The sequence below is a fragment of the Klebsiella grimontii genome (assembly GCF_042137965.1).
GTDB classification, from domain to species: Bacteria; Pseudomonadota; Gammaproteobacteria; order Enterobacterales; family Enterobacteriaceae; genus Klebsiella; species Klebsiella grimontii.
In genome coordinates this window covers 3,620,740-3,633,304 of sequence record NZ_CP169721.1, presented here as the reverse complement: position 1 = coordinate 3,633,304, position 12,565 = coordinate 3,620,740, and the positions used below count along the sequence as shown (strand labels likewise).

Sequence of the window (12,565 nt, the reverse complement as noted above, 5' to 3'; positions counted from 1 at the left end):
TTTTACTCGTCTCCGTCATCTGTGTGGGCGGCAAGCGCTGCCTGCTGTAAATGGTAAATACCATCACGCGCCGTAGTTATTATTTCATTCAGCGAGGCTGGCGAGTGACTTTCATCAATTGCCATCGCCATTTCCAGAATTAAGTTTAAATTCATCCCAGAGAGCAGGGTGATATTATTCCATAGGTTGTTAGTGACAATAATCTCCATTGCGGAGTTATATGGCGAACCACTTTTTAAATCAGAGAGGATAATAATTTTGGATTCTGCTGCGCTAAGGATGGTGATTTTATCGAGAAGTTCCTGTTTAAATACTGCTATCCCTTTCTCACCATCCAGTTCAACTACATGAAGGTTTGGCTGCGCTCCGAGTATTAATTCTGTGGCCTGTCTGGCACCGCTGGCGAAACCCCCATGAGAGATTAATAATAATTGGTTCATCCTGCCCCCTTATCTGGCGTTCTTATTTCAATATAAAATGATTCTAACCGTTTCCAGGTCTCAATATATTCAATCACCTGACCTTGCTCGTCGTGGGTGTAGCGTTTCATCATGATAACGGGCTGGTGAGCCGTGAGCTCAAGGTGCTGCAGGACTTCTGGCGCAGCATCGGTCAGGGCACAGATGGTCTGCCGATAGGGCATGGTGTACATATCAAGACCATTGTTAACCTTAAAAGCCTCATAAATAGAGCTGAGTGCCGAATTCTTAATCGTCAATTGACTGGCGAAGTAGCGGGCCGGAATATGCGAAATCTGTAATGCATAAGGTTTGTTATTATCAAACTTTAAGCGCGCAATATGATAATATTTTTCATCATCATTTAACCCGAGTTTTTCTTTAATACACGGATCGTTTTCCAGTTCACAGGCGATAACTTTAACCGACTGCATGCCTTTTAAATCGTTATCTGATTCTGAGAAAACAATGTTCTCATTTCGTTTGGCTTTCGAAACAAAAGTACCTTTACCCTGATAACGAATCAGGTAGCCTTCATTCACCATTTCGTGAATAGCGCGAATAACCGTGGCGGAACTGACGGAGTAACGCTCTTTTAATTCCGACTCACTGTAGAATTTTTCCCCGGGTTTAAAAGTACCGTTTCTTATTTCATCTAACAGTGCTGCCTTTATCACCTGGTATTTCGTTGACTGTGCCGTTGCTTTCATTGTTTCGCCAGTTTCTGTTTACATTTATTTTATTTCGTAGGCTTACGATACCCGTACCTGATTGTCCGATCAACCTCTCAACTCAACTTAACCGGTTAACCTGTTAAGTTATTTCCTGGACTGTGATGCATTTCGCAATTTCGCCCCGACGGAGGGGGCAGGGGCGAGGAATTTTTGCCGCACCGGCCGGGCGTGAACGCAAACTGATTGCCGCGCTATTGCGCTGGCGAGCTGAGAAAACGGAGCGCCCGCATTCAACAACCCCGGCCAGTACATCGCACGGGGTTTTCTTTTTATAGGGCGCCATCGTGGTGCTTGCGTGCCCTAACGCAGCTGCGCGCAGGCTTCGGCAATCCGCTGGCAGGCCTGCGTCAGCAGCCCATCTTCTACCGCGTAGGCGATACGTAAATACCCCGGCATGCCGAACGCAGAACCGTGTAACACGGCCACCTGAGTGTGTTCTAACAGCCAGTTAGCCAGCCCGCTGTCGTCGCGGAGGGTTTCGCCGCCAGGGGTCACCCGCCCAATAAGCTGCTGGCAGTTGGCAAAGACATAGAATGCGCCCTGGGGGATGCCAGCGCTCAGGCCCTCGGTGGCGGCAATCATCCCCAGCACCTGCTGGCGACGTTTATCCAACCTATGCAGCCAGCCGTCGAAGAAATCCGCCGAATGGTTAAGGGCCGCGATCGCCGCCGCCTGTGAAATGCTGCTGGGATTGGAGGTGCTTTGCGATTGCAGGATCTGCATGGCGGCAATCAGCCACTGCGGCCCACCCGCATAGCCCAGACGCCAGCCGGTCATGGCGTGGCTTTTGGAGACCCCGTTCACCGTCAGGGTGCGCGAAACCAGCTGCGGCGCGGCCTGAGCAAAAGTGATAAACGGGACATTGTCGTAGCGCAGCGGCTCGTAAATGTCGTCGGCCATCACCAGCACCTGCGGGTAATCCGCCAGGACCTCTGCCAGCGCGCGCAGTTCCCGTTCGCTGTATATCGCCCCGGTCGGGTTACCCGGCGAGTTGAGAACCAGCCAGCGCGTTGACGAGGTGAGGGCGGCGGCCAGTTGTTCCGGCGTCAGCTTCCAGCCGTGTTGTTCATCACAGGGCACAATCACCGGTTCACCGTCGGCCAGAGAGACCATATCCGGGTAGGAGACCCAGTAGGGGGCGGGAATAATCACCTGCTGCCCGGCGTCCAGGGTTGCCAGAAAGGCATTGAAAATGAGCTGCTTGGCGCCGCTCCCGGCGATGATCTCCTCCGCGCGGTAGTGCAGCTGGTTGTCGCGCGCGAACTTGGCGGCAATCGCCGACTTCAACGCTGCGGTGCCGGAAACGGCGGTATACTTAGTCTGGTGAAGCACGATAGCTTCAATGCCCGCATAGCTAATATGGGCCGGGGTAGCAAAATCCAGTTCCCCTTCGCCCAGGTTGATAACCTGCTTGCCTGCGGCTTCCAGCGCCCGTACCCGGTCAGAAATGGCCGCCGTCGGTGAAGGGCGTACGGAAAGCATACGACGGGCGATTTGACTGTTATTCATAAATCCTCTTTTGTATCTAATGATTCAATTAATACAATTGGGTGCCCAACATCAGCAGGAAACTCGCCATGTCACCGATCTTTATTCTCGATAACAGCTCCGTCCCCGCCCGCTACGGTATCACCGCCAGCCTGTGGGCTAATCGTCTTGGGTTGCCCCTCTGGAGCCTTCGCCCCGACTTCGCCGGGGACGTTCCCGATAGTCATCAGCACGTCATTCGCGCAGGGTACTGCGTGACCAGCGGTCTCTGGCGCAGCGATACGCTGCGTGAAGAGGTGCGCGATATCGCCAGCCTGCCGCCATCAGACGCCGTTATTGTGCTGTCGTCCTCGCAGGCGCCGCTTATTGCCGACCTGCCGGGCCAGCGGCTTTACAGCGATGACAGCAACCACCGCCTGACGCTCAGCGACGGGCAACACACGCTGTTAGATCTCACCGCCGACCGCTATGGCCGCTGGGATAGCGGCGTGTCGTCGTCTTCCGGCGCGTCCTTGCGCATCGCGTTGATTGGCCGCGAGACGGACCACCGTCTGGTCTATCCCGCCACGCTCGGCTCGCTGGGCGATGCGGCGGCGTCCCTGGGGCTGAACCTTGATGTCCATTTCTTCGCGCCGGTCAGTCTGTCCGCTGGGTTACACGAGCTTCAGGCCTTCCAGGGCGTGGTACTGCCTGGCGGTTCCTCGATGGCGGCGGTCAACGGACAAATCCGCGTGGCGGAAGAGACCCTGACCCGCGGGCAGCCAACGCTGGGGCTGTGCCTGGGAATGCAAAGCATGATGACCGCAGCCGTGCGCCGTCGCCAGGGTTTCGAATCGGCCATTCCCGCAGAAGTCGCTCCACATGAGGCTCTGCACAGCTTTGTTCCCTTTGCCGATGGTCGTCATCGCTGCGGCGTATTTCCTTTTTCCTCGGGGCTTATCCCCGGCGATATCCGCGAAATGCACTACAACCATCGCTACTGTTTTAACACCGACTTATTGTCGGTGCTGTCTTCCGGCGGGGTCAGCGTGAGCGCGCAACGCGACGGTATCGTGGAAGCCGTTTCCCAGCCTGAGCTGCCGTTCTGGCACGGAGTTCAGGGGCATCCGGAACTGATGTCCCGCCCGGATGCGCCCCACCCGCTGTTCATCGCGTTTCTACAGGCGGCGCTTAACGCGCCAGCGTAACCCCGCTGCGATGGTCGCTGGCAAGCGCCTGCATGACGCGGGTCAGCTCTGCCAGCGCCGCGTCGCCGATCGGCTTTAACGGTGCGCGTACGGTGCCGCCGTTAAAGCCGCGCAGCGCCATCGCCGCTTTCACCAGCTGCGGCTGCCCGTATTTGCGCGCCAGGGCTCGATACGCGTACCACAGCTGATGCAAATCGCGGGCAGTGGCGGCATCGCCCCGTTCCACGGCGCGGAACGTATTGACGATCAGCTCCGGCAGCGCGCCGCTGTTGGTCGTGCTGATGCCGTCAAACCCGGCCATCATCGGTCCGAGGAAAGCCAGATCGGAGGCGCAGAACAGGCGCAGACGCCCGCGCAGGCGGTTGGCAATCTGGTCGATGGCGGTGGGGTTGAGATCGCCCTGTTTGATGCCGACCACATTCGGGATCTCTGCCAGCCGTTCCAGCAGCGTCGGGGAGAGGGTAATGCCGATGCCCGGCGCGTTGTACACCAGAATGCCGGTTTTGGATAACGGTGCCATCTCATTGAAGTAGCTGACAATCTGTTCGTCAGTGATTTCGCTAACAAAGGGCGCGGTGACCATCGGCAGGCCGCCCAACTCGCTTGCCAGAACGGTCAGCTCGCGGGCGTCGCGCGGATCGGAACTGGCGCTGCACAGCATTACCGCCACGCGGTCATCCACGCAGGCCATCACTTCATGAAACAGTTCGCGGCGCTCTTCGACGGTCATTACCGGGAACTCGCCGTAGGTGCCGCCAATCAGCAGGCCATCATAGCCCAGACCAATCACGCGTTCGATGTTTTCACGCAACGCCGGGTAGTCGATCGCGCCGCTGGCGTCGAACGGGGTGACGGTGATGTTGAAAATACCGCGCAGGCGTTCACGACACTCATTGATATCTTTCATCTTTCTTTCCTTACAGCAGTGTTAATGGGCGAGCCAGGGAACCCAGCTGGCGATATCCGGTTTCAGTCACCACCACGGTTTCGCTGACGCCGACGGTGAATTGACCGTAGATACGCAGGGCCGGTGGGATGTGGAAAGTCATTCCTGGCTGCAGCTCGGTGGTGACGCCGCTGTAAAGGCTAAGGATGCCGCCTTCGCCCCAGTCCGGCGCAAAGGCGATGCCGATGGAGTAACCGGTGCGTTTTTTGAAATTTTCAGTGAAACCGGCGCGGTCGATCACCTTCTGGCAGGCCAGGTGCGGCGCTTCGCAGGTAGCGCCCGGACGAATGGCGTCGAGGGAGGCCTGCAGGGCTTCCTGACAAACTTTTTCCATTTCGATGGTGATAGCGGGCGGGCGGCCCAGCCAGGCGGAGCGCATCATCGCGGCGTGGTAGCGATCGTGGGCGGCAGACATCTCCAGAAAAACCGGGTCGTTATCCTGCATCACCCGACGTCGCCATGTGCCGTGCGGCACGCCGCTTCGCGGGCCGGTTGAGACCAGCGGTTCCATACCGACATACTCGGAACCGGCGGCAATGGCGGCCCCCATCATCGCCGAGACCAGTGCGTTTTCGTCTGCGCCGCTGCGAATCGCCGCCATCCCGGCGCGCATACCCGCATCGACATAGCGGGCCGCGGCGGCGATTTTTTCCACCTCCGCGGCCGACTTCACCGCGCGCAGCGGTTCGATGACGCCAGCCGTATCGGCAATCGCGCCGAGCTTAGACTGCAGGGCTTCATACACGGCAATCGGCAGGAACCAGCCGCGTTTATCCAGTCCTATGCGCTTATTGAGCCAGCCGCGCTGTTGCAGCATAGCCACCAGAAAATCCACCGGGTTATCGCCATCCTGGTAAATAGCGGCATCTGAAATAAAGGTGTTGGCGATAAAGTTAAAGTATTCGAGCTGACGAATCACAAAGACCGGATCCCCTTCTACCGGCAGCAGCAGCGCCTGAAAGGTGTAATATCCCGGCGTTTGCTGACCGGTAAGCCAGAAAATGTTTTCTGGCCCGGTAACAATCATGACGTCCACGCCCGCGCTGCTTAAGCGTTCGCGAGTACGTCGAATGCGTTGCGCATATTCGTCAGCGCTAAAGGCGGACTCACTGCCCTGAATCACATTGTTAACATCTTGCATCGTTAAACTCCTGGAGTAAGTTGGCCTGCGCGGCATTGAACTGCACGCCCAGACCGGGAGAGTCGTTGACGGTGACCCGTCCATTGCGGTATTCCAGCCCGCTGACGGGATCATCCGTTAAGCCATCGGCGCCATACAGTTCGGCAAATGCCGGTTGCACCACCCGGCAAAGCTGGAGCGCGGCGGCGGTGGCGGCATGACCTTCATTCATCTGACCAATCATGAACGGCACGTCGGCGCGCCGCAGACGGCGGGCGGCGGCAAGCGTCGGAGCGAGGCCGCCCAATTTCACCAGCTTGAGATGCCCCCACAGCGCGCCTTTGGCGGCGATCAGCCGGGTGATGGCTGCGTCGCTATTGAGACTTTCATCGAGCATGATCGGGATGCCGTAGCCGTACAGTTCGGCAAGCTGGCTGTCGTATACCGGGCTTAACGGCTGTTCGATGTAGCTGAGATTCAGCGCTCGCAGAGAGGGGAACGCTGCGTGAGCCTGCGCCAGCGACCACTGGCCGTTCACGTCAATCGCCAGCGAAATCTGCTGGCCAAACCGCTGACGCAGCCTTTGCAGGCGGGCCAGGTCGGTGGCGAAATCCGCTACGCCCGTGCGTAACTTCAGCTCGGTGAAACCGCGATCGACATAGCGTTGCGCCTGCTCCAGCATCCGCGACTCGCTGCTCCAGAACAGGGTTTGATTGGTGCGCCAGGCGGGCAGGCCAGCTTGCGCCCCCAGCCAGGCGGCAACGCTTACCCCCTCCTGACGCGCCAGCAGATCGTGCAATGCCATATCCAGCACCATGCGTGACGGCGGCAGCAGCGTGGGGTCCTCATCATGCAGCGCGGCAAGTAGCGCCGCGGGCTGCCGGCGCCAGTCCCAACGGCTGAGGATTTGAAGCAGGTTGTTCAGCACCTGCTCTTCGCTATAGCCATGCAGGTAGCGAATATTGAGCCGCACTTCGCCAATCCCCGTCACGCCCTGGTCTTCCAGACGCAGCCAGAGGGTGTCGAGCGCCGTCACCGGGCCGGAGGCGGCGGTATGCAGCATCACACCGGCATAATGCAGTTCTCCGCGAAAGAGCTGCGCTTTCATAAACCGGGCTCCGGCGGCAGCATGGCGAGCGCAATATCGAGATAGATATATGCCGCGGCGATAAATTCATCGACGGGGACGAATTCATCGGGCTTGTGCGCCACGGCCAGCGAGCCGGGGCCAATGACCACGCCCTTTGCGCCCAGCGAACGGAAATGCACCAGGTCGCAGCCGCCCTGAAAACCAAACGGGCCGGGCTCGCTCTGTCCGTGACGGCGGCAGGCGGCAAGGCTTTGCTCGACAATGGCTTCGCTGCTGTCGGTTTGCGTCGCGCCACCGGTGGTGGGCTGCCAGGCGATAATTTCGGCTTCCACGCCCGCATGAGCGTGCGCGTGGTCGAGCAGCTGTTGCAGTTCGGCCTTGACGACCGCTTCGTCTTCACCCGGGACCATGCGGCGGTCAAGCAGCAGCTCACAGCTGTCGGGCACCACGTTGTCCGCATGGCCGCCGTGGATGCGGGTCACCGTCAGGCTGGCGTTACCGACCAGATCGTGGCAGCGGCAACGCACCTGCTGGTGGTGGGCCTCTTCAATCAGCCCTAAAAGGCGCGCGGACTGGTAAATGGCGTTAACCCCCAGCTCCGGCGTGCCGGAGTGCGCGGTGACGCCTTTTACCCGCACGCGAGGACGCAAGCTGCCTTTGTGAGCGGAGAAGGTCGCATTCGATGTCGGCTCGCCAATCACCGCGAAATCAATCGCCGGTGGGTTATCACGTACGTAGAATTTCGCCCCTTCGCTGGCGACCTCTTCATCGGCGGTGAACACGCCCATCAGCGTGCCGGACCAGCGCTGACGAGTGGCGGCCAGCAAACGCAGGGCTTCAACCATCGCCACCAGCGGGCCTTTGGCATCGCAGGCGCCGCGCCCGTACAGGCGCCCGCCGCGCTCGGCGAGCGTGAAGGGATCGCTGGTCCAGCCGCTGCCCGCCGGAACGGTGTCGATATGGGTGTTAAAGGCGAAGCACGGCCCCGGTCCATTGTGCAGGACGGCGATAACGTTGGTCCGCCCCGGCGCGTATTCGCTAAAGGAGAGATCGAATCCGGCGGTCAGCAGCCAGCCTTCCAGACATTCGGCGGCTTCACGCTCATGGCCCGGCGGATTCTCCGTATTGATGGCAACCAGCGTCGCTAAGTCCTTTTTCATACGCGCGCTGTCAACCTGATAACTGAACATAGGGACTCCGTGATTAATGTAATATTTGCGTCAGGAAGCGCTGCGCGCGCTCGCTGACGTTGCCGGCGAAGAAATCGCTGGTGCTGGCGCGATCGATAATTTCGCCGTCTTCCATAAAAAGAATGTTGTTAGCGGCCCGGCGGGCGAAGCCCATTTCGTGGGTCACCACCATGCTGGTCATTCCTTCTGCGCTGAGCTCCGCCATCACTTCCAGCACCTCGCGGATCATCTCCGGGTCGAGGGCTGACGTGGGTTCGTCGTAGAGCATGAGCTCGGGCTTCATCGCCAGGGCTCGGGCAATCGCCACGCGCTGCTGCTGGCCGCCGGAGAGCTCGTCCGGAAAGTGGTCCGCGCGTTCGTTGATGCGCACCTTCGCCAACAGGTTGTCCGCCAGCGTACGGGCATCAGTGCGGTTCATCCCCAGCACCGTCATCGGGGCCAGCATGATGTTTTCCGCCGCCGTCAGGTGCGAGAACAGCTCGTAGTTCTGGAACACCATGCCAATACGCTGCCGCAGTTTGTGCACCGGCACTTCGCCCCGGCTGATGTGCCGGCTGGCGAAGAACACGTCGCCGCTGTCGGCAGGGGAGAGCATGTTGACGCAGCGCAGCAGGGTGGATTTCCCCGAGCCCGATGGCCCAATCAGGACCACGGTTTCCCCGCGCTGCACCTCAAGAGAGCAGTTCTTGAGCACGGTCTGGCGGCCAAAAGTCTTATCAATACCGATCATCTCCAGCAGCGGTTTCTCGCTCATGGTTCCTCCCGGGCGGGTTTTGGTAATTTAAACAGGCGGTTCAGCCGCTTCTGGCTTTTGCTGCGGCGCTGTTTGGGATCCAGCACGCTTTCCAGCCACGACTGGAAGACCATAAACAGGCTGGTGAGCAGCAGGTAATAGATGCCTGCGGCGCATAGCGCTTCGAAGTAGCGGAAGCTGGCGCTGGCGGTCTGGTTGGCGACCAGCAGCAGTTCCTGAACGGCGATAACCGAGACCAGCGCGCTCGATTTCAGCATGCTGATCATCTGGTTACCCATCGGCGGCAGAACGATGCGTGCGGCCTGAGGCAGCACGATTTTTCGCATGATCTGCCCGCTGGTCATACCGAGCGCCATGCCGGCGGTGCGCTGGCCGCTTTTTACGGCCTGCAGGCCAGAGCGCAGAATTTCCGCCATGTAGGCGCCTTCATTAAGCGAAAGCGCCAGCACTGCGCAGGTAAATGCGGAGAAGCGTAAGCCGAAGCCTGGCAGCACGTTGTAGACAAAGATTATCTGGAACAGCACCGGCGTCCCGCGAAACAGCCACAGGTAGAAAAAGGCCAGCCCTTTCCCGGCGCGAAACGGCGCTTCCTGCAACAGCGCCAACACCAGGCCCAGCACCACGCCACACAACAGTGAGCAGAGAGTAATCAGTAGCGTCATCCAGGCACCCTGAACAAACTCGGGTGAGAGGAAGTACTGCCACATAAGTTCGATCGACATAGCGTTCTCCGGTTAATGGCGAGACGGGTTAGAAAAGGGCAACGGAGTCAGGGAAGTTCCATTTCTTTATCAGTTGCTTGTAGGTGCCATTTTTGACGAGGCCCTGGAGACCTTTTTCCAGCAGAGCCTGGGTTTCGCTATCGCCTTTACGCACGGCAAACGCGATGTGGGTATCTGCTTCGAACTCATCGCCAACCGCTTCGAACATGCCCGCTTTTTCGGTTAGCAGGGCGACGGTTCCCGGCGTGGAGAGGAATTCGGCATCGGCGCGACCCTGGGAGACGGCAACGGCGGAGTCGGTAGCGGCGGGGAAGGTCATGACGTTAATGGCCGGTTTTTTGGCCTCCAGGCAGCGCTGGTTGTCTGCCCGGGCCTGGCTCTCTTCGATCCCGCCGAGCGTCACGGCGATATTTTTGCCGCAGAGGCTCAGGTCGCGTCCGGTGATTTTTGCCGGATTACCTTTGCTCACCACCACGCGGCTGCCGATCTTCAGGTAAGGCACGAAGTCGACCTGCGCGGCACGGGTCGGGTTGACGTACATGGCGGAGTTGATGATATCGAGACGTTTCCCCTGCAGCGCTGGGATAAGCCCTTTGAACTCCATCGGCATCGGCGCAGGCGTCAGCCGGATCTCTTTGCTTAGCGCGTTAATCAGGTCGATATCGAAGCCGGTGAGCTTGCCCTCTTTCACGAACTCAAAAGGCATAAACGTCGCCGCCGTGCCGTAGGTCAGCTTGCCCGGGGCGATGGTTTCCACCGCAGCATGGCCCACCAGCGGGAGGGCGATCAGCGCGAACATCAAGGTACGCACGTGGCGAAACAATAAAGAATTGCTGGACATAGTCGTCTCCTGGTTAAGGTCTAAATTGAATTTAATGTGTCAATAAATACAATTATACGTGTGAAAAAAACGTCTCATTCTGGTGCGTATTGCACGTTAATCGTGCAGTCCTTGCTTTGTTTTGCTGCGTTTTGTTGTGCGTGATATTGTATATATCGACCACAACAATGCATTCCAGGGAAGCGTTCTCCATGCAGCCTGACTCCACTGCGAGCAGCCGCCGGATAGCCCGGCAAATACTCGACCTGATATCTGAAGCAAAATTCGATCCAGGTCATCATTTACGCGAGCAACATCTTGCCGATGCGCTGGGGGTTTCGCGTACGCCGGTGCGCGCCGGGTTAAAAGAGTTGACCCGAATGGGGGCGGTTGAAGCGCGTCCAAATCAGGGTTTTTTCCTGCTTAAACGCAGCAATGAGCTGGAGCTGCTGGAGATTGAGCAGTCCAAGAGCAATGACCAGAAGCTTTACGAACAGCTGGTCCATGACCGTATTGCGGGCGCGCTGCCGGAATCGTTTACCCAGACTGAAATCAGTCAGCGCTATGAGGTCGATCGCGGGGTGCTGACCCGTACGCTGGTGAAGCTATCGGAGGACGGCCTGATTGCGCGCAATGCGGGGCACGGCTGGCGCTTTCTGCAAACCCTCAACTCCGATGTCGCCCTGCGCAACAGCTACGGTTTTCGCCTGATGATTGAACCGACGGCGCTGCTGACACCCAACCTGCATGTGGACAGGCAGATGCTTAAACGCCTGCGCGCCCAGCATCTGCGCCTCATCACCCACCCGGACATTACGCAGGTTCCGGCAAAAGAGATTTTCGAAACCGACGCTTTATTTCATGAGTTGCTGGCGGAAGCCAGCGGCAATCTGTTTGTGTTACAGGCTATCCAGCAACAAAACCGGCTGCGCCGGCTGCTGGAATTTGGCAGCTATCACAATAAGCGCCGCGTAAAAGAGTGGTGCGAAGAGCACGTTGCTATCATCGATGCCCTGCGAGAGAACAAGCAGGAACAGGCGGCGGAATTGATGAGAAAACACCTGCAATACGCGTTTGACCAGGTCAATGTTAAAAACGGTCGCGCATAGCTGGCATCGCTCTTGCACATATTGCTTCTGAAAATACAATCAGGAGCATTTATGGATTTGCAGATACAACAACGAGTGGCGCTGGTGTGCGGTGCCGGAAGCGGCCTTGGGCAGGCTATTGCCCTTTCGCTGGCGCAGGAGGGCGTGAGGGTGGCGGTCACCGGCCGCAATGCTGATAAACTGGCGCAAACGGTGGAGCGTATCACCCGGACGGGCGGTACTGCCCGCGCCTGGCCGTTGGATCTGGCGGCCCCGGAACGGTTTGATTCGGTGATTGCCGATATTCGCCAGCAGTGGGGCGATATCGATATTCTGGTCAACAACTCCGGTGGCCCGCGGCCCGCATCGGCGCAGGGGACAGATGGCGCAGTCTGGCAACAGCAGTTTTCAGTGATGGTCGCCTCGTTGATTCAGCTCACCGATAAACTCCTGCCCGCCATGCGCAGCCGCGGCTGGGGACGCATTATTACCACCACGTCATCCGGCGTAATTACCCCCATTCCTGGCCTCGCCCTCTCGAATGCGCTGCGCATGAGCCTGCTCGGCTGGTCGAAAACCCTCGCTGGTGAAGTGGCTGGCGACGGCGTGACGGTGAATGTGATGGTGCCAGGGCGCATCGCCACCGACCGCGTGGGGCAGCTGGACGCACTCAGGGCGCAACGGGAAAACAGCAGTGCGGAAGCGGTCGCCGAAAAGAGTCGTCTGAGCATTCCGGTTGGACGCTACGGTGAACCGCAGGAGTACGGCGCCGCCGCGGCGTTTCTGGCAAGCCAGCCTGCCAGCTACATTACCGGGGCGGTGATTCGGGTTGATGGCGGATTGATCGGCGCGATTTAGTCAGTGAGAATGCGTCATGTCGGTCGGCTTCGCAGCGGACCGGCATGACGGCTTATCAGTCGCTCCGAATGGTTTATTTTGCAGGCAACGAAGTCCATTTCTGCAAATTT

The 12,565-nt window shown here is 58.6% G+C and carries 13 protein-coding genes; 3 read left to right on the top strand and 10 right to left on the bottom strand.

Annotated features, from left to right (window positions below):
* Positions 1-2 precede the first annotated feature (2 nt).
* The 3 genes from ACE3MN_RS17195 to ACE3MN_RS17185 all read right to left on the bottom strand — a co-directional run bounded on the left by ACE3MN_RS17195 (position 3) and on the right by ACE3MN_RS17185 (position 2,701).
* Positions 3-440 carry a PTS sugar transporter subunit IIA gene (locus tag ACE3MN_RS17195; protein WP_024359660.1) on the bottom strand — a complete coding sequence of 146 codons (438 nt, stop codon included), beginning with the start codon at positions 438-440 and terminating at the stop codon, positions 3-5.
* Positions 437-1,168 carry a GntR family transcriptional regulator gene (locus ACE3MN_RS17190; protein WP_024359659.1) on the bottom strand — a complete coding sequence of 244 codons (732 nt, stop codon included), beginning with the start codon at positions 1,166-1,168 and terminating at the stop codon, positions 437-439. The genes ACE3MN_RS17195 and ACE3MN_RS17190 overlap by 4 nt, the downstream gene beginning before the upstream one ends.
* Before the next feature lie 324 nt (positions 1,169-1,492).
* A complete protein-coding gene (locus ACE3MN_RS17185) occupies positions 1,493-2,701 on the bottom strand; it encodes a pyridoxal phosphate-dependent aminotransferase (protein ID WP_102650284.1) in 1,209 nt (402 codons plus the stop codon).
* A 68-nt stretch (positions 2,702-2,769) separates the two neighbouring features.
* Here ACE3MN_RS17185 and ACE3MN_RS17180 point away from each other — a divergent pair, with 68 nt between their 5' ends.
* Positions 2,770-3,867 (top strand): glutamine amidotransferase-related protein, encoded by a 1,098-nt coding sequence (locus tag ACE3MN_RS17180; RefSeq protein WP_102650285.1) that lies wholly within the window; start codon positions 2,770-2,772, stop codon positions 3,865-3,867.
* Here the strand turns inward: ACE3MN_RS17180 and ACE3MN_RS17175 are convergent.
* The 7 genes from ACE3MN_RS17175 to ACE3MN_RS17145 are packed head-to-tail and all read right to left on the bottom strand — an operon-like array spanning position 3,851 to position 10,530.
* A complete protein-coding gene (locus ACE3MN_RS17175) occupies positions 3,851-4,774 on the bottom strand; it encodes a dihydrodipicolinate synthase family protein (RefSeq protein ID WP_098066712.1) in 924 nt (307 codons plus the stop codon). The genes ACE3MN_RS17180 and ACE3MN_RS17175 overlap by 17 nt on opposite strands.
* 10 nt (positions 4,775-4,784) lie before the next feature.
* Positions 4,785-5,954, bottom strand: coding sequence for a M24 family metallopeptidase (locus ACE3MN_RS17170; RefSeq protein WP_375364116.1), 1,170 nt, complete (start codon positions 5,952-5,954; stop codon positions 4,785-4,787).
* On the bottom strand, positions 5,941-7,041 hold the full coding sequence (locus tag ACE3MN_RS17165) for a mandelate racemase/muconate lactonizing enzyme family protein (RefSeq protein ID WP_098140559.1): 1,101 nt from the start codon (positions 7,039-7,041) through the stop codon (positions 5,941-5,943). Before ACE3MN_RS17165 ends, ACE3MN_RS17170 begins: the two co-directional genes overlap by 14 nt.
* Entirely contained in the window at positions 7,038-8,213 is a 1,176-nt protein-coding gene (locus tag ACE3MN_RS17160; RefSeq protein WP_024359654.1) for a M20 family metallopeptidase, read from the bottom strand. Before ACE3MN_RS17160 ends, ACE3MN_RS17165 begins: the two co-directional genes overlap by 4 nt.
* A gap of 13 nt (positions 8,214-8,226) precedes the next feature.
* Positions 8,227-8,967: an amino acid ABC transporter ATP-binding protein gene (locus ACE3MN_RS17155; RefSeq protein WP_024359653.1), complete on the bottom strand. Its 741-nt coding sequence runs from the start codon at positions 8,965-8,967 to the stop codon at positions 8,227-8,229.
* On the bottom strand, positions 8,964-9,689 hold the full coding sequence (locus tag ACE3MN_RS17150) for an amino acid ABC transporter permease (protein WP_004871517.1): 726 nt from the start codon (positions 9,687-9,689) through the stop codon (positions 8,964-8,966). The genes ACE3MN_RS17155 and ACE3MN_RS17150 overlap by 4 nt, the downstream gene beginning before the upstream one ends.
* A gap of 28 nt (positions 9,690-9,717) precedes the next feature.
* Entirely contained in the window at positions 9,718-10,530 is an 813-nt protein-coding gene (locus ACE3MN_RS17145; RefSeq protein WP_024359652.1) for an ABC transporter substrate-binding protein, read from the bottom strand.
* Between the two features lie 191 nt (positions 10,531-10,721).
* On the opposite strand from ACE3MN_RS17145, the gene ACE3MN_RS17140 reads away from it, so the two are divergent.
* Both ACE3MN_RS17140 and ACE3MN_RS17135 read left to right on the top strand, forming a co-directional pair.
* Positions 10,722-11,618: a GntR family transcriptional regulator gene (locus ACE3MN_RS17140; protein WP_024359651.1), complete on the top strand. Its 897-nt coding sequence runs from the start codon at positions 10,722-10,724 to the stop codon at positions 11,616-11,618.
* A 51-nt stretch (positions 11,619-11,669) separates the two neighbouring features.
* Positions 11,670-12,455: an SDR family oxidoreductase gene (locus ACE3MN_RS17135; protein WP_024359650.1), complete on the top strand. Its 786-nt coding sequence runs from the start codon at positions 11,670-11,672 to the stop codon at positions 12,453-12,455.
* Positions 12,456-12,565 lie beyond the last annotated feature (110 nt).